This window comes from Nostoc sp. 106C (assembly GCF_002154725.1).
Taxonomy (GTDB): domain Bacteria; phylum Cyanobacteriota; class Cyanobacteriia; order Cyanobacteriales; family Nostocaceae; genus Aulosira.
In genome coordinates this window covers 24,632-41,905 of record NZ_MTAW01000066.1, presented here as the reverse complement: position 1 = coordinate 41,905, position 17,274 = coordinate 24,632, and the positions used below count along the sequence as shown (strand labels likewise).

14 protein-coding genes are annotated in these 17,274 nt (G+C 38.0%); 3 read left to right on the top strand and 11 right to left on the bottom strand.

The genetic code is table 11. From position 1 onward, the window contains the following. Positions 1 to 170: 170 nt before the first annotated feature. From BV375_RS06445 to BV375_RS06405, 9 genes are all read right to left on the bottom strand, one after another. Positions 171 to 1,364 (bottom strand): glycosyltransferase family 4 protein, encoded by a 1,194-nt coding sequence (locus BV375_RS06445; protein WP_086758486.1) that lies wholly within the window; start codon positions 1,362 to 1,364, stop codon positions 171 to 173. A 59-nt stretch (positions 1,365 to 1,423) separates the two neighbouring features. After that, positions 1,424 to 2,461, bottom strand: a complete 1,038-nt coding sequence (locus BV375_RS06440) for a glycosyltransferase family 1 protein (RefSeq protein ID WP_086758484.1) — start codon at positions 2,459 to 2,461, stop codon at positions 1,424 to 1,426. 116 nt (positions 2,462 to 2,577) lie between these two features. After that, positions 2,578 to 3,924, bottom strand: a complete 1,347-nt coding sequence (locus tag BV375_RS06435; RefSeq protein ID WP_086758483.1) for an O-antigen ligase family protein — start codon at positions 3,922 to 3,924, stop codon at positions 2,578 to 2,580. 34 nt (positions 3,925 to 3,958) lie between these two features. Then, complete coding sequence (locus tag BV375_RS06430) at positions 3,959 to 5,140, bottom strand: glycosyltransferase family 4 protein (protein ID WP_086758481.1); 1,182 nt, start codon at positions 5,138 to 5,140, stop codon at positions 3,959 to 3,961. Beyond that, entirely contained in the window at positions 5,137 to 5,586 is a 450-nt protein-coding gene (locus BV375_RS06425; RefSeq protein ID WP_208095488.1) for an acyltransferase, read from the bottom strand. Before BV375_RS06425 ends, BV375_RS06430 begins: the two co-directional genes overlap by 4 nt. Positions 5,587 to 5,686: 100 nt before the next feature. Beyond that, on the bottom strand, positions 5,687 to 6,562 hold the full coding sequence (locus BV375_RS06420) for a glycosyltransferase family 2 protein (RefSeq protein WP_086758479.1): 876 nt from the start codon (positions 6,560 to 6,562) through the stop codon (positions 5,687 to 5,689). Positions 6,563 to 6,649: 87 nt separating this feature from the next. Further along, on the bottom strand, positions 6,650 to 7,396 hold the full coding sequence (locus BV375_RS06415) for an FkbM family methyltransferase (RefSeq protein ID WP_086758478.1): 747 nt from the start codon (positions 7,394 to 7,396) through the stop codon (positions 6,650 to 6,652). 1 nt (position 7,397) lies between these two features. Further along, complete coding sequence (locus BV375_RS06410; protein ID WP_166507394.1) at positions 7,398 to 8,693, bottom strand: oligosaccharide flippase family protein; 1,296 nt, start codon at positions 8,691 to 8,693, stop codon at positions 7,398 to 7,400. A gap of 136 nt (positions 8,694 to 8,829) precedes the next feature. After that, positions 8,830 to 11,022, bottom strand: a complete 2,193-nt coding sequence (locus BV375_RS06405) for a polysaccharide biosynthesis tyrosine autokinase (protein WP_086758475.1) — start codon at positions 11,020 to 11,022, stop codon at positions 8,830 to 8,832. A gap of 707 nt (positions 11,023 to 11,729) precedes the next feature. Here BV375_RS06405 and BV375_RS06400 point away from each other — a divergent pair. Together BV375_RS06400 and galE are read left to right on the top strand one after the other, a co-directional pair. Further along, positions 11,730 to 13,148, top strand: a complete 1,419-nt coding sequence (locus BV375_RS06400; RefSeq protein ID WP_086758473.1) for a sugar transferase — start codon at positions 11,730 to 11,732, stop codon at positions 13,146 to 13,148. Further along, positions 13,145 to 14,221 (top strand): UDP-glucose 4-epimerase GalE, encoded by a 1,077-nt coding sequence (gene galE / locus BV375_RS06395; RefSeq protein WP_086758471.1) that lies wholly within the window; start codon positions 13,145 to 13,147, stop codon positions 14,219 to 14,221. The genes BV375_RS06400 and galE overlap by 4 nt, the downstream gene beginning before the upstream one ends. A gap of 34 nt (positions 14,222 to 14,255) precedes the next feature. On the opposite strand, the gene pgsA is transcribed toward galE, so the two are convergent. Both pgsA and BV375_RS06385 read right to left on the bottom strand, forming a co-directional pair. Then, positions 14,256 to 14,762 (bottom strand): CDP-diacylglycerol--glycerol-3-phosphate 3-phosphatidyltransferase, encoded by a 507-nt coding sequence (gene pgsA, locus BV375_RS06390; protein ID WP_086758469.1) that lies wholly within the window; start codon positions 14,760 to 14,762, stop codon positions 14,256 to 14,258. Between the two features lie 38 nt (positions 14,763 to 14,800). Next, positions 14,801 to 15,562 carry an ATP-grasp domain-containing protein gene (locus BV375_RS06385; protein ID WP_208099067.1) on the bottom strand — a complete coding sequence of 254 codons (762 nt, stop codon included), beginning with the start codon at positions 15,560 to 15,562 and terminating at the stop codon, positions 14,801 to 14,803. 208 nt (positions 15,563 to 15,770) lie between these two features. On the opposite strand from BV375_RS06385, the gene BV375_RS06380 reads away from it, so the two are divergent. Beyond that, positions 15,771 to 17,207, top strand: a complete 1,437-nt coding sequence (locus tag BV375_RS06380; RefSeq protein ID WP_086758467.1) for an aspartate ammonia-lyase — start codon at positions 15,771 to 15,773, stop codon at positions 17,205 to 17,207. The last annotated feature ends 67 nt before the right edge of the window (positions 17,208 to 17,274 follow it).

Below are 17,274 nucleotides of genomic sequence, written 5' to 3'. Positions count from 1 at the left end.
TAAAAAATACTGGAATAATTAGTATAACTATGGCTGCTTTTGGCGATCGCTTTTGTATTATCTAAGATATTATTTCTTTTAGCTTAACGACAAGCTACTGTACTAGTAAGCTTTCTATACAAATATTTCTCCTTAAGGATATCAATTGATATTGAATAATATAAGCAGATTTATGAATCTGAAAATAGCAGTTTCTCATAGTCATCAAGAGCACGTTTAAAGGTATATTTGCTTTCATATAATTGACGTGCCCGTTCACCCATTTGTTTTACTAATAGGGAATTAGTAGATAATTCCAAAACAATATTTGCCAGATGTTGTGGATTGTGAGGGGGGCTATTAATTCCACATTTATAAGTTACCAATAATTGGTCTATATATGAATTTTGCGAAGAAAGAGCCACTATTGCCCGTCCAGCTGCCAACATTCCATACAGTTTAGAGGGAGCAACTATAGACTCAGCACATGGAATGAGGCTAACCAAGGAAACATCACAGGCCGTCAGAGATAGAGGTAGCAATTCTCTCGGTTGGTAAGGTAATAACAAAATATTTTTTAATTGACCTGCTACAATTGCTGATTCTAATACTTGAATTTTTGCTCCATGGCCAATAAATACAAATTTAATAGGAGCATCTTTCAGTAATTTAGCAGCTTCAGCAATAGTTTCTATGTCATGCAGTCTACCTAAATTACCCGAATATAAAACCGTAAATGTTTCAGTGAGATTATACTGTTGAGCAAATTTATTATCTTGTTTTTCATAAACAGGAATATCTACAATAGCCCAGTTCTCAATCACCTTAATTTTTTGGCTTGATGAAGCATATTTTTTTGCTAAAAATGCTGCCATCGAATGAGTAAGAACAATAGTATTTCGAGAATATTTGCAAGTTAAGTAAATCAAGCTGTCAAAGAATTTGAACAAAATCCCCTTTGGGTGCATGATACCAATTATAACGGCGGATTCAGGAAAAATATCTTGCAGCAAAAAATCATAATTTCCACCTTTGAAAATCCTGAAAAAAATTCCTAAAATACCTGCATAGGGTGGATTTGATACAATTAATAGAGTAGTATTACGATGCTGATTAAAAATAATATAGAAAAAAGCCCCAAGTAGAAAAAAAACTGAACTGGTAATTTTACTTAGAAAGCTGCGGTTAGGTTGAATAGGAGAAAAAGCACGATTAATTTTTACATTAATTAAGTAATCAGGAATACTCTCATTGGAATGGCTACCTGTAAATACATTTACATTGTATCTACGTTGGCTCAGTCCATTTGCTAAATCGGTCATTAATTGTCCCGAAGCAAACACACTGGGGTAAAAGTACTGCGTAATAATGGTAATTTCATGCATTTTTTTATTAATTAATATTCACTAATATAAACTTAATGATAATCTCCGATAAAATAAAATTATTTCTTACTCTCAACAACTAAAGATTTATAAATTTGAATATAATTTTGAGCAAATTCATCCCAGTTAAATATTTTAGACCTAGCAAAACCTTTAGTTATGTAACTACTTCTTGTTTTATGATCTAATAAAGTTTTTAGAGCAGAGGCTATTTCCTGAGGATCTTGTGGATTAATTAAGATACCTGCATCTGCAACTACCTCTGGAATAGAAGAAGTGTTAGAAGCAATCACTGGACAACCACAGCTCATGGCTTCAAGAGGTGGTAAACCAAAACCTTCATATAGAGAAGGATAAACTAAAGCAAAAGCATTTTGATATACATAATTCAATTCTTTTTCCGTGGCATTTTCAATAAAGGCAACATTATTTCGCAAATTCAATTTGGTTAATAGTTGAACTTCTGCTACAGAAAAACTGGAACCAACACATAACAAAGTAAAACCTTCTTTTGCTAAATCGGATTCATAAAAACCTAAAAGTGCATTTTCAAAGTTCTTATATCTTATTCTTTTTCCTACAAATAATATAGATTTTTGTAGTTTACTAATACTTGACTCTAAAATTCTACTAGGAGGCTTTAAGTTGATAGTTTCATCAAACTTAATAGAAGCACCAATACCTACAACATAAACGTGAGGATGATTTACTAGATGTGGATAAAGTAAAAACAAGTCTTTTTTTGTGTTTTCTGAAATACATACTATGGCATTAGCAGCATTGATTGCTGATTCTATCTGCCAGATATTAATTCTTGTATTTATGCTTTTTAATTGCCCAAAATGATAGAGAAAATCATAAACAGTTACAATATTTTGAGCTTTTTTACTTAATGGTTTACGATAATAGCTTGAATGAAAAATATCTGCATTTGTATATATTGGTAAATATCGAGTAATCTTACTGCCTGTTGTACGATTTACTTCAAATAAATGATTCGCAGCAATCCTATTTGTTAGTTCTTGCCAATATTTAGATATTCCTCCTTGCTGTTGAAGTTGATAAATAATATCATCAAAATTTAATGTGATTTTCATACTTTGGTACTAATGAAATAATTATAAAGAAGGAATTTTTTTATTCATAGTTATTAACACTATATATACACTGATAATACTATATAACATAACAGTCAAGCTCATCGGGAAATCCCTTAACCGAAATCAGGTGATTTTGAATCATGCTTTAATAAAAGATAATTAATGTAAACAAATGACAAACCAATCCAATAAAAAAATGCCCAGTTAGTATCCACGAACATAGAGTGAGTAATCAGTGCTGCTACACAACCTGAACTCGATGCAGTGAGATGGATTAGAGAGTTAGATTTGTTTATTAATGCCATTCTATAATTTACTAGTATAGTTTTGATAATAGCTAAAAGCATAATTAAGTAAATCACTAAGCCGATTAAACCTAGTTCTACAAGCACTGTCATAAAAGCATTATTCGCACCAAATCCATCACTGATGACTTTCATTTGATTTGTTCCCCAACCGACTAAAGGACGTTGGAGAAAAAGTTCTTGAGCTAAATTTATTACTTCCATTCTTTCAGTAGCTGAAGCAGTTCCCCAAGCTGTTGCGAACTTTTCTAACCATATTATTTTGTAAATTTCTTCTGAAAGAACTGGAAGAAAAGAGATGATTGTTAATAAAAGTGCACTTATTGACAGCAACAAAAATCCAGTTTTAATGATTTTGTTGACTAAGGCTTTTGTATTTCTATTTGTACAGATAATATATATCAGATAACCTATTCCTAAAGCTAACCAACCTGCAGTAGAAAACGAAGAGAATAATGCAAGGATTTGCAGCCACAGCATCCATCTTACTGACTGATAATTTTTGTTCTCTAACGCAGAGTAACCTAGAGTAGAAAAAAATGACAATTCCAAAAAATTAGCAAACCAACCTGGCTCAGTAAACATAGCTTGACATCTAGGGATTGTAAAACTTAGCAAGGTTATATATTGTTTACCAAAACCTAAAATACCATAGTAAAAAAGATTATAGTTATAATCCATTAATCCTAATCCACCAACATCGTTAATTTCAGAAATTGGATTTAGTTTAAATAATGCTGTAAATAAAATTAATAGCAACCCCTGAATAGAGAATACTGTTCCCATAATTGCTACAGTTTTTAACAACTGTTTTAACAGTTGTTTTATCCGATTCTCTTGATTGCAAATAATGACAATTTGAGTAAAGACTATGAGCTTGAATATCATTGAAATCAATATTCTCAAACCAAACAATGGTTCAGGAGCATACAATAAAGACAAGACTGAATACACAAGAAAAGTAATAGTAGGCAAATAAATATTAAGACTTGTAAAGATATATTCGCCTTTACGAACTTTATTAAAAAAAATAAATACTAAAAAAAGTAAAGTTAATGCAGAAGCTAAAAATGGATAGAATGGCAAAATTAAAGAAAGACCATTTGGTTGGCCAAAGACAGCTATCAGAATAATACAAGAAAGTAAAATTTTCACGGTGAACTCTATGTTTTAACCTACTTTTATATAGTCACAAACTTATAGAAGTATATATATTGCTGGCAATCTCTGCGACTCGCTCTTGGCTATGTTCTTTACAAGCGCATTCCTGAGCCTGAACACCAAGTTTTAATCTTAATTCTGGTTCATTAATTAGTCTTATTAATGCTTTTTCTAGCGCATTGACGTCATTTGGAGTAACTAATAAACCAGTTTCTAAATGTCTGATATCCTCATTTATTGGGGCAAAATCAGTTGCAACTATAGCTAATCCAGCATTCATGGCACGCATCAAAACTCCACTGGAAGAATACCCTGGACTTTGAGTATAAGGCAGCACAAATATGTCTGAGCGATCAAAAGTTGCATCTACAGCGTTTGGTTGCACATAACCAAGGACTTCTATAGCAGATCTGACTGGAGAATGTTTAATAATATTTAAAATTGATTGCACATATTTCTGATTTTGATTATTTTGTAAAAGGCCTCCTGCCATCAAAAGCTTTACTTTTTGCTGAGTGTTAAGAATCACATTTTTTATGGTTTGAAGTAAAAGTTCTATGCCTTTAGTTTTATGCCAAAAACCCATAAATAATATGTTTATTGATTCCTCATTAATTGTCTGTAACCGTCTTTGTCGGGAGAGAGGTGAACGGTAGTTAATATGCGGTAGAGTTTGAATGTTAGTGTTCTGTCCTACCAGCTGATTAAGAGCCTTTGCACCAATATCCGAAAGCACAAAAGTGCATGATGCTCGGGATAAAATAGAACTAATAAGTCCTTTTCCTAAAAAAGTATAATCTAAGGTGCGGCAAGCATATCTGATCGCTCGTGCTTTCAGTCCAAAGGACAAGTAGTATAAGGCAGGCGCTATAACTAAAGGAGGATCGTGAACTGTAATGCAGTATGGTAGGGATGGTAATAAACGTTGAATCCAAAACAGAGTATAAAACTCTCTATACTGCGTATATCCTATTTCTGCATGTACTATAGCAACATTGTTAAAAGCACCATCAACTTGCCACTGCTTTACCTGGTGATAAATACTCAAAATATCACTAATAGAATTACCTACTATAGATTCTTTTTGCGCAACAACCTCTAAATGCCAATCTGTATAATCTTCTATTGCTTGCTTATAGCAAACAGCATAATCTGCAATCCCACTTCGCGTTGGAGGAAAAGGTGTAAGATAAAATACTTTACGCTTCATTGCATCAAAGGTCTCCAAACGGGAATGTAATTTAAGTTTTTGTCACGCTCACCTATGATCTGTGCTGGTACACCTCCGACAATCTTATAAGCAGGTACACTTTTAGTGACAACTGCTCCAGCCGCAACAACAACACCTTCTTCAAGAGTTACGCCAGGTAATACAGTAGCTCTAGTACTAATCCAAACATAGTCACCAATGGTTACTGCTGCACGTTCTTCAGCAAATGTTGAAGAATTTATATCATGTTGAGCTGTGTAAATTTGTACATAGGGTGAAATATTCACTTGCGATCCAATATATAGACCACCGCGACTATCTAAAACACAGTCACGATTAATCATCGTGCCATCGCCAATTACTAAATTACCCCGACAATATACATAGCAATTCATTTGAATAGTTGCATCTTTACCTAATTTATATCCCAACAGAGATCTATACATCCAGTGCCTGAATGTATAAGATGGAATACTATTAAAAATATGATTGCACAAGTAATAAAATATACCTGATGAAGTTTCGGCGAGTATTGAACGTTCCGCGTTAACTGAATTGTGCATGAAGATAGCCCTTCAAAAAACCCAGCAATTTCCGAGGTAACGCAATTGGTAGTAACCAGAAAGGGCAATGTCGCCAGAAAAAGCGCGTTGTTTCAACTATATTGACTGGAGAACGCCGAGAAATATACGCTTCAACAAGTTTTTTAAACCCCTTACGAAATCCATAGCGAGGAAAACTACTAGGATTTTCGCTATCCCACACAATACTTTGGGGATGAACTACAATCTTTATTCCAGCGGCACTTGCTCTTAGATAAAAATCTGCATCCCCGTGATAATGGGGAAAATAAGTTGAGTCAAACAAACCAATTTTACTGAAGATAGAACTTTCTATAAGTACACCTTGACCACCCAAAAAATCAGTATCAATCATATTATGATACTGACCTTTATATTCATGGCGATAGTCTTTAAGAAAAGGACCTCCTTTCAACCAGTTGATGCCTGCACCTGCATACCCAATCATACTTGTTCCTTTGATTACTACCAAGGAACCAACAATGGTTTTTGGATGATTTTGTGCATAATTAAGTAGAGTTTTTAATGCACCATCTGCCAGAATATTATCATCATTTAGCAGTAGGATGTATTTAAAACCTTGCTCTAGTGCTGCTTTAATTCCAACATTAGTTGCACCTGTCCACCATAGATTGCCATCTCCCTCAATAATTTGTGTCTGAGAATATGCTTCCTTAACGCGCTCAGTAGTACCATCTTGCGAGCCATCATTAATTACAAATACTTGCAACTGTGCATTCTCTTGCTGATAGACTGACTCTAGGCAATTTAATAGTTCACTAATCCGATTGTGTGTAGGAATAACTACGGCAATATCATCATATTTTTGATGATTAGGCATAATTATAAATATCCTTTGTTCGTATAACTTAAAAACTTCCAAATCTGTTGTTATTAGTAGAGTTCTAATTCCTAAGTTCAAATTTAATTATGAGTTTTTAATAAATATACTGTCTGCTTGTAGAATTTTTCCATCTTGAGGATGATACAGTTGATCGAAACAACCAGCATAGACAAAATCCCAGTCTTTTAACTTAGAATAAATATCCTCAAATAATGGTTGATCTTCATATAAATTTGTAAAAGATGTTTCTATAATAATTATCTTTGCACGTTTAATTGTTGCTTCTCCACCATTTAATACTTTATCTTCATATCCCTGTACATCTATTTTGATTAGCAGCGAATCAGTAAGCAATAATTTTTCTGCTACTTCGTCTAGTTTTTCTATTTTTACATTAATAGAATGACTATCAGATGTTTCTGGAAATGCTGTTTTGTGTAAATGCGTTATTTGGAGAAAAGAGGATGATTGCGAATAACTATTATGTTGGAATACTAAATCACCTGCACGATCGCCAATACCGAGATTAAAAGCAGTAAAATTTTTTTTCCCGGACATACTTGCTTTTAACTTATTAAAACAATCTGGTATTGGTTCAAAAGAATAGATTTGTGCTTTGGGTAAAACTGCATTTATACTAATAGCAAACTGTCCAACATTAGCACCTATATCAATAATAGTTGTAATATTAAGTTCGTGTATCCAAGGTTTGTTTAAAATAGAAAATGTATCTAATATTACTCCACTTTGTCGTAGAATAAAGAGTTGAGGATTTTCAATGTAGCGTGCTAAAGAATTAAGTCTACGAGTAAATTCAGTTAGTAATGCCATTTTATGTACTTTTAACTATCAGTAAATTTATTTGTTTTAATGCACAAGGAATAAATAAGAGGCTTAGTAAGTAGCCTGCATTACCTAAAACAGCACCTATTAGTCCTAATTTAAAACACAGAACATATATCAATGTCAAAGATAATATCCCACTGAGTAGGTTAATAACTAAGTTTAACCTCACAGCATCAACTGCCAAAAGAATGTAGTACCCTACAGCATTCATGGAATAAGTAGTATAAATTATTGTTGCGATGCGAAAAGCTAATATGGTCTCATCTGTGACCTGAGATGGCAACATTAAGTACATGATTATGGACGCAAGTATAAATAAGATAATACCCATGCCTAAGGCAGTCAAGATATTAACTTTAAAAGCTTTTTTTATCTGATCTTGAAATTTTACTAAATGTTCCTGAGGATATGCGAGCAAATTACTTAATGCAGGAAGTATTGGTTGCACAATTAAAGCTGATAATACGTTTATTTGCGAAGTAATACTGGTGATACCTGCATAAACTCCCAGGGTTTCTGTACCTAGCAACCCACCAACAATTATGCGATCACACTGCGTAAATAAAACTCCTCCTAAAGAAGCAAGCCATGTCATAAAACTATAGCGCGTAATAACTAATATCTTGCCAAGGTTCCATATTGGATGTAGCTTAATATTCCGCATGAGTAACCAGCCTAGCCAGATATGAGCAACCAAAGAGCCCACACTCACAAAAGCTTGATACTGCATTAAAGCAACCGTTTTTCCCCCCAGCCATGCAAGTACCAACACACCCAGGCTAGTAAGTACTGACTGAAGTGTAATTAAGAAATTCATGGCTCCATAACGGTGATAAGCTTGCTCTAACCCAACAACTATTTGCTGAAGTAGTCTTGTCCAAACTACTACTCCAGCAATTTGCAGTGCTTGTACGGCCGCTAAACGTTGTTCTATTAGCAACTTAGGAAATAATTTTACTAGGTTTTCTGCACCAAACCAAAGAGCGATCGCAGCTAGAGTAGCCAATATCAACATTGCTCCTATAGTGACTGTCAAAGTCTGCAATAGGCTCTCAGTATCTTCCCTGGCTAGATCCTGCGATACAAAGACAGTTGTTGTTGTAGAAAGACCTGCCTCAGCTAAAGTAACCATTGCGACCACAGCAGAAGCTAATGTCCATAACCCATATTCTTCAACCCCAATCAAGCGAATTAATACAGGGATGGTGAGTACGGCTAATCCAATTCTGATTGCTCCAGACGCAGCATTGTATAGCCCATTTTTTAACAACTTATGATTCACTGAGACAATTATTATTTGTAGTTAATCGCTGCATTTTAGATTACTTTGATAGATAAATTTGCTTTTTGGTTGAAATGGGCGAAATTGAAAGAAGACCCTGATATACCTAGGCTAAAAACTTCATCATCTACCATTGCTAATTCCGAATTTTAAGCGTCTGAACATCAACCTTCCCATTTTTGGAATGCCCATTTTGATGATAATATCCCTTGGAATAGTAGCCACCATAGCTGCTACCAGCAGTGATACCATTGACTACCATTCCCAAAACTCGCTGACCAGACTGTGCTAATAGGTTCTTTGTAGCATTAGCAGCCGCAGAGTCAACTACACCAGGACGTACAACTAGCAAAACTCCATCTACTAACTTGCCCAATATTTGGGCATCAGCAACGGCTGTTAAAGGTGGAGCATCAATAATCACAAAGTCATAGTTACTGGTAGCCTCTTGGATTAAAGCAGCCATCCGTTTTGACTCTAGGAGTGCAGCAGCATTAGGTGGAATTGTGCCAGCAGTCACTAAGTCTAGAGTCATCAGTGCTTCTTTGGTAGTTGTAGGTAACTCAGCTTGATTGACTAAAATATTGCTCAGCCCTATCAGGTTTGATTGTTCCCAAACTTTATGCTGACGAGGACGACGCATATCTGCATCCACCAACAGGACTCGGCGTCCAGTTTGTGCTGCTGCTACAGCCAAGTTTGCGGCTACAAAAGATTTACCCTCACCGGGAATTGAGCTACTTAGTACAATTACTTTCAGCGTCTTATCAGAAATGCTGAAACCTAAGTTAGCCTGGAGCATTTCAAAAGCTGCGGACTCAGGGGAGTACGGATTATGGAGTGTAGGTAACTCTGCACTTCCTTCACCATCACTACCTTTGGGTTTTTCAGCTAACGGAATTGTACCTAATAAAGGATAGTCTAACAGCCGCTTGACTTCCTCAATAGTCTTGAGAGAATTATCCGTAGCTTCTAGCATCAGTGCTACTCCCACACCTAGGAGAATTCCCAAAACTCCACCTAGCCCCAAGTTTAAGGGAACGATGGGAGAAACAGGCTTGTCAGGAACTAAAGCTTCAGAAATTACCCGCGAATTACCAATGTTTTGGTTCTCTAGTACCTCAACTTCCTGCAATTGCTTCAGCAGTTGTTCATAAGTGACTCGCGCTACTTGCAACTGTCGCTGTAGCTGTAGCTGTTGTTGTTCCAGCCTAGGTAAAATGTCCAAGCGTCTTTGATTAACTACGTATACTTGCCGCAATTCCGCTAATCGATTTGCCACTGCCAATCGATCTACTTCTGATTTGACTAATTCCTCTGTCAAATTTTGCTTAAGTTTTCCTATTTGCAAGTTTTGCTCTGGTACGAATTCGGAACTACCTATCGTTTGGGAAACTCTGCCTTCTAGTTGGCTTCTTAAAGCTGCTGCTTTTTTATCCAGATTAATCACGATGGGGTGCTCTTCACTAAAGCGAGTCCGTGCCACCGCTAACTCATCTTCTGCTTTTTGATATTCTTCAAGTACCTGCTGTATACCAGGAGATTGACTTAAGGTACTGAGTTCTACAGCCTGTTGGGTATTTAATGCAATTTGGCTTTGCAACGCTCTAGTGCGAGTACTAGCATCAGCCAATTCTGCTTGGGCTTTAGTAATTTCCTCTAATAAATCTTTAAGGCCTTCGACACCAGCTTTTGCTTCTACATCCAGAGCCACCACTCTGTTCTGTTCTTTAAACCGACGCAGGGACATTTCTGCTTTTAAAACTCGTTTCTCTACCTCAGGCAATTGTCGATTCAAAAATTCTCTTGCAGACCTGGCCTCAGCCCGGTTAGTGCGAACATTGCTTTCCAAGTAATAGTTCATCAGGGAATTAATAACAGTTGCAGCTTCTTGCGGATTTGTGCTGCGGTAAGAGAGCTGCATCACATCCGTTCCCCGAATAGTCTTCAGTTTCAGTAGTTTGAGAAACTTTTCTATTGAAAGTGGTTTACCCGATTTATCTTTCAGCTTAAGGCTAGTGATGGTTTTTTGGACGATAGAATTTGAGCGAATCACCTCAGCTTCTGTATCCACTGGATTGCTGAGGTTGGTCAAACCGCTCAGTTCTCCTACTTGTGAAGATAGACCAGTGAGTGATGAAACTCCACTCTGTTTGTTGAACAACAGCTTGGCTTGTGATTCGTAAACTGGTTTTTGGAGGAAGGTGACTAACGCTGTCAGTCCAAACACAGAGCCAATCACAACTGTTGTCACCGGCCAACGCCTTTTCAGTATCGGCCAGTATTCTTGAAAATCAATAAGGTCACGGTCGTCTCGCTTAGTAGGCATAAATAATGTACTGAAAAACCACAAATAATTTGGGCTGGCACTGTTCTAGGTGCAAACACAATTATCGCCCCAACAAAATTAACCGGGGATGGCTAGTCTTGCTATTTATCAGAAATTTTCCTTAAAATATCCTGATTCCCAAAATGTCCCGACTATTTTATACTAATTTTTGTTCTTTATTCGCAAAAAATAGTACCTTTCATAAATTCGCTGAAATTGATAAGTATTATTTATTAATTGCCAAAACTAGATAAGTATTATTTGTAAAAAATTATTCTGAAGCTTCACTGAAGACTAATACTGAATAACTTGTTTAATCCCTTTGTTTGTTTACATTCCACTGAGGTGCTAAAGTACCCATGACTCAGTGTATTCCTATCTACGGTTTATAGATATGTACGCTTGATTAAAATATCCAAAACTCATGTACTGAAAAATAACAAGTCATGTAAAGCACTTATTACAAAAATAACTGTCGCTATGTTAATTTTTTAGTGATAAAAGGGACTAATTATTATCGCAGAAACACTTAAAATACTCTTAAACTGAAACTGAGCTAATTAAATTTGCTTCATTTCCAGCCAAAAATTGGCAAACTGAAATACATACTCAAGGCAAAAAACCTTAGAGTTAAGCATTTTAAAGCACAAAAATTCTACTACCTACAGATCGTTTATCTCAGAATTTAAGAGTAGTATAAAATACTTATGTTCAATATACCATTTCACGGTTACAGGGGAAGCATTCAGTTACTCAAGATCCCACGCTTCATGCCTGTATTACTTTTGGTAGGAGATATTTTTGGCTTATTTGTTTGTTTAGGAGTTGCCTTTTGGTTACGCCTAGGTCAGCTCTTTGAGGGGTTTGATCTAGTTGTTTGCGGATTTATACTGCTGGTTCTGGCAGGGCTTTATCTAGCAGATACTTATCATCCAGATACCCAAATAGCAGGTTTGCGTGCTCCAGCTCGTATCGTGGTTAGCACTTTAATAGCTGGTGGAATTACCTCTGCCCTAATTTACTTATCTGGGACTTGGGGGCAATACCCATTTCTGGGGCGAGGAATTTTGCTAGTCAGTCTAGGAATATTTACAATCTGGGCGGTGATCTTAAGATTATGGGCAGTCAAATGGTTGCGATCGCACGCCGAGCAAAGTCTTTGGTTAATGCTAGGTGCAGGCAAAAGTGGTATAAAATTTGCACAAATTTTCCTTGAACAGAACCCATTGGGGCGGTTGGTGGTGCTTGCAGAAGCCGATCCAGAACTCACGGAATTAGCAAAAACAGCCTCTCATCTAAGTTACATAGCTGGCTCAAATGACTTGTCTGCTTGGAGTCAGCAATCTTGGTCAGGGGTAGTAGTGGCAAGCCCAATGGATTTTTCTGATATCCAGGTGCAGCAGTTGATGCAATTACGGTTACAAGGTATCCCAATTTACAGGCTACCTGATATTTGCGAAACCTTATGGTACAAACTTCCATCTTCCCTACTGGAAGATAGCTGGTTGGCTTTTAGTGCTGGTTTTAACTTAGTACCTGGTGGTATTAGTCTGAAGTTGAAGCGGTTAGTAGACCTAATACTGGCAGGGCTGTTGCTAATATTTTTATTTCCACTGATGCTATTAGCAATGGTGGCAATTAAGTTGGACAGTCCAGGGTCCGTATTCTATAGTCAAGTACGCACAGGGTTGTACGGTAAGCCATTTAGGGTTTATAAATTTCGGTCCATGTATCAGGATGCTGAGAAACGGGGGGCACAATGGGCAAGTCAACGCGATCCGCGGATCACTAGAGTGGGATACTGGCTACGAGTGTTGCGAATTGATGAACTACCGCAGATTTTAAATGTATTGCGGGGAGATATGAGTTTGATTGGCCCCCGGCCGGAGCGACCGGAGTTTGATGTCAAGCTCAAAGAAACAATTCCGTACTACGAGCTGCGTTATTTAGTTAAACCGGGAATCACTGGCTGGGCACAAGTACTTTATCCCTACGGTGCTTCAGTTGAGGATGCTTACGAAAAGCTAGCTTATGACCTCTACTACATCAAAAATTATTCCTTATGGTTGGATATAGCGATCGCCTTTAAAACTGTCAGGGTTGTTTTGTTAGGAAAAGGTAGATGAAAACAAAAGTATTGGTAACAGGCGGCGCAGGTTACATTGGTTCCCATGTGGTGCGCCAATTAGGTGAAGCTGGTTATGATGTGGTGGTTTACGACAATTGCTCTACAGGTTGCCCTCAAGCTGTACTGCACGGTGAGTTAATTATTGGTGATTTAGCAGATACAGACCGTCTTTACCAAGTTTTTGCCAAACATCGATTCAGTGCGGTGCTGCACTTTGCCGCTAGTTTAGTTGTACCGGAATCAGTTGCCAATCCCCTTGACTACTACGCCAACAACACGCGCAATACTTTGAATTTGCTCCGATGCTGTAATGTGCTAGATGTTAACCAATTCATCTTTTCTAGTACCGCGGCAGTTTATGGCGAACCTGAAGAAAATCCGGTTACGGAGTCTACCCCTACTCTACCCATTAACCCCTATGGACGCTCAAAGCTGATGAGTGAATGGCTGATTCAAGACTACAGTTTCGCGTCTCGTCTCAGGTATGTAACTCTGCGCTACTTCAATGTTGGGGGAGCCGACCCTTGCAGGCGATTGGGGCAAAGTTTGCGTAATGTAACACACTTAATTGCAGCTGCGTGTAATACTGCATTGCAGCGCCATTCAGAATTGCGAATTTTTGGCACAGATTTTCCTACTCCAGATGGTACTGGAATTCGGGACTATATTCATGTTGAAGATTTGGCTGCTGCCCATGTCGATGCTTTACGCTACTTAGAACAGGGTGGAGAAAGCCAAACGCTCAATTGCGGTTATGGGCAAGGTTATAGTGTCCGGCAAGTGATTGAACGGGTTAAAGCAATATCTGGGGTAGATTTCCCTGTGATTGAAGCCGACCGTCGTCCTGGTGACCCAGCTTGTGTTACGGCTTGTGCAGATAAAATCTGCAAGGTATTAGGCTGGCAACCTAAATATAATGATTTGGATGCGATCGTTTACACGACCCTAGCTTGGGAATTGCATCAGGAAAAACTACGGACTAAAAGAGCAGCTAGACAAAAGCTAGTGTCAATCAATAAGGAAAGATCTGTCAGATCTAAAATAACGGAAATTGCCTATAAACTACCTTAATAAAGCTTTGGCTAAATTAAAAGAGGTAATTTCATCATTCAGATGACGGTAAAAGATAAATTCCCCCAGAGATTAATGTCAGGATGACAGAAACCCAAAAAGCAATCAAGGCTGGGATTTGCCACTCTTGTGAGAGGGGTGCAATCAGAAGTGCGATCGCTACTATTTGACTTATGGTTTTGAGTTTACCCCAAATATTCGCCCCAGTAATTTGAGTTTGATTCACCCGCCAACCAGCGATCGCTAATTCCCGCGCTAAGAGCAGAAACACTCCCCAAGCTGGAACTTTGCCTAATTCAATCAGCACCATCAACGGCGCAAGCACTAAAAATTTATCTACTAAAGGGTCAAGAAACTTTCCTAAATCGCTAATTTGATTGAGTTTCCGTGCCAAGTAGCCGTCTAACCAATCAGTTAATGCTGCCACTAAAAAAATTGCTAAACATATCCACTTAGCTTGATTTGTGGGATTGTATAAACCATAAAGCAGAAATGGTATCCCTAATAAGCGTGAAAAAGTAATCCAGTTGGGTAGGGTCATAAGCAATTCTAAATTTAAAAATACAATCCGTCCGCCTCTTATGCCACACGCTGAGATAAAAGCTCCTCCCATCTTGCTAAAATCATGTCTGTGTAGTCTTTGCGATTAATTTTGTATGCTCCTAGAGCAAAACCATCGTTCATCTCTACAAGAGCAGTTTCTCCAGAATCTAAAACTCCAAAATCAATTGCATACCCTGCATAGGATTGTCCCGCATTATCCAGAGTTTTAATAGCGCACCGAATTTTTTCGAGATCTAGCAGAATATTGGCATTCCCATCATAATGATCGATACTTCTAATTTCTGAGTGCGCAACATAGACGCGATACTCACTCAGCCAAGACACTACTTCTGAACACAGCAACTTTTCCTGACGCGACACTCCATAAACTTGGTATAAATCATATTCTGATTCAAAGACACAACCTGTAAAGCGTTTGCGGCGTACAGCAGGTTTAGCAAATGTTGGAGGATATTTGCCGTTCCGAAGCCCATGTTCCAACTCCAAAAGCGTAGATGTCCATATCCGACGGTGCATGAAGTTGCTCATAGAGTTGGGATAATCATTCGGTAAAGGTTCTGGGATACCAAGCTGTTTTAATGCGCCTAAAACACATGGCATATCGCCAACTACTAAAGACTGTTCATCAAGTAAAAGTTGTCGCCTCTGAATTCGCTTTTGAGTATAAAACGTGATGGGTATGCCTCGTTGCCTAAGTTCTTCAGTAACAAGTTGCTCCTCATATCGGAGTTTTCCATTACCCTGTTCTTGAATGAAAGCTTGAGAAATCAATGCCAACTCAAAAATTTAATCTTAAATTGTTCAACTCTGATAACCTCAAAGCAAGACCCCACCAAAATAATACAGAGAGTAAAGATCCAAACTTTGATATAAATACCTAAATTATTACGTAAAAAATGATTTAGCTTACAGATTTTAGATCTCCACATCTGTGCCTAGGCGTGGGATGATCTGTGTTTTGAGATTCCCTGAAATTATCCAAACTATGACTCAACAAACAGACTCCCAATTTCGCATCGAACGCGATTCAATGGGCGATCGCCAAATCTCCAGTAGCGCTTATTACGGTATTCAAACGTTGCGGGCAATCGAAAACTTTCCGATTAGCGGACTTAAGCCTTTACCTACTTACGTAGACGCCTGTTTATTAATCAAAAAAGCTACAGCAATTGTTAACGGCGAACTAGGTTGTATTCCCCAAGAGATAAGTCAGGCAATTGTGCAAGCATCTGAAGAGATACTTGTAGGAAAGTTCCGCGATCAGTTTGTTGTCGATGTTTATCAAGCTGGTGCAGGTACTTCGCACCACATGAACGTCAACGAAGTTTTGGCGAATCGCGCTTTAGAAATTCTGGGTGATGAAAAAGGCAACTACAAACGTGTGAGTCCTAATGACCATGTTAATTATGGGCAGTCTACCAATGATGTAATTCCGACAGCAATTCGCATTGGTGGTTTATTGGCACTTTCGCATACATTACACCCAGCTTTAGATCATGCGATCGCAACCCTAGAAGCCAAAGCTACAGAATTTCAAGATATTGTCAAGTCTGGCAGAACACATTTGCAAGATGCTGTACCTGTGCGTTTGGGTGAGAATTTCCGAGGGTGGGCACACATCCTTGCAGAACATCAAAACCGGATTTACACTGCCTCTGGAGATTTAATGGTGCTGGGTTTAGGAGGTAGCGCAGCTGGTACGGGTATGAATACTCATCCCCTATATCGGGCGCGGGTGGTAGAAGTTCTCTCCCAATTACTCAACTCACCTTTGCAACCTGCACCTCACCTGATGGCGGCAATGCAGAGTATGGCACCATTTGTAAATGTTTCCGGGGCGGTACGCAATTTAGCTCAGGATTTAGTGAAAATCTCCCACGATTTGCGACTGATGGATTCTGGGCCAAAAACTGGATTCAAAGAAATTCAACTACCGCCAGTGCAACCCGGTTCCTCGATTATGCCAGGAAAGTATAATCCGGTGATGGCAGAGATGACATCGATGGTGTGCTTTCAAGTTATGGGTTATGACAATGCGATCGCATTAGCAGCGCAAGCCGGACAATTGGAATTAAATGTGATGATGCCGCTAATTGCCTATGACTTGATTCACGGCATCGAAATTTTGGGCAATACTATCGCCGCCCTCACAGAACGCTGCATCAAAGGCATTACCGCTAACAAAGAACGGTGTTTGGCATACGCTGAAGGGAGTTTAGCTTTAGTTACTGCCCTCAATCCTCACATCGGTTATCTCAATGCGGCGGCTGTAGCTAAGGAATCATTGGAAACGGGCAAATCCTTAAGGCAGATTGTTTTAGAAAGAGGGCTGATGAGTGAGGCGGAATTAGCCACAGTGCTAAATCTTGAACAAATGAGTGGTATCTTACCCCTCACCACAGAATCAGACAAAGTGGATTAGAAAGATAGTAGGAAGATATAAGAAAGAAGAAGTTCTTCTTTCTGTTATCTTTACTAATCTTATTTAT

Excerpts from the sequence above, each read along its gene's own strand:
- BV375_RS06445 (WP_086758486.1), bottom strand. The coding sequence starts at position 1,364 with ATGCATGAAATTACCATTATTACGCAGTACTTTTACCCCAGTGTGTTT.
- BV375_RS06440 (WP_086758484.1), bottom strand. The coding sequence starts at position 2,461 with ATGAAAATCACATTAAATTTTGATGATATTATTTATCAACTTCAACAG.
- BV375_RS06430 (WP_086758481.1), bottom strand. The coding sequence starts at position 5,140 with ATGAAGCGTAAAGTATTTTATCTTACACCTTTTCCTCCAACGCGAAGT.
- BV375_RS06425 (WP_208095488.1), bottom strand. The coding sequence starts at position 5,586 with ATGTATAGATCTCTGTTGGGATATAAATTAGGTAAAGATGCAACTATT.
- BV375_RS06420 (WP_086758479.1), bottom strand. The coding sequence starts at position 6,562 with ATGCCTAATCATCAAAAATATGATGATATTGCCGTAGTTATTCCTACA.
- BV375_RS06415 (WP_086758478.1), bottom strand. The coding sequence starts at position 7,396 with ATGGCATTACTAACTGAATTTACTCGTAGACTTAATTCTTTAGCACGC.
- BV375_RS06405 (WP_086758475.1), bottom strand. The coding sequence starts at position 11,022 with ATGCCTACTAAGCGAGACGACCGTGACCTTATTGATTTTCAAGAATAC.
- BV375_RS06400 (WP_086758473.1), top strand. The coding sequence starts at position 11,730 with ATGTTCAATATACCATTTCACGGTTACAGGGGAAGCATTCAGTTACTC.
- galE (WP_086758471.1), top strand. The coding sequence starts at position 13,145 with ATGAAAACAAAAGTATTGGTAACAGGCGGCGCAGGTTACATTGGTTCC.
- pgsA (WP_086758469.1), bottom strand. The coding sequence starts at position 14,762 with ATGACCCTACCCAACTGGATTACTTTTTCACGCTTATTAGGGATACCA.
- BV375_RS06380 (WP_086758467.1), top strand. The coding sequence starts at position 15,771 with ATGACTCAACAAACAGACTCCCAATTTCGCATCGAACGCGATTCAATG.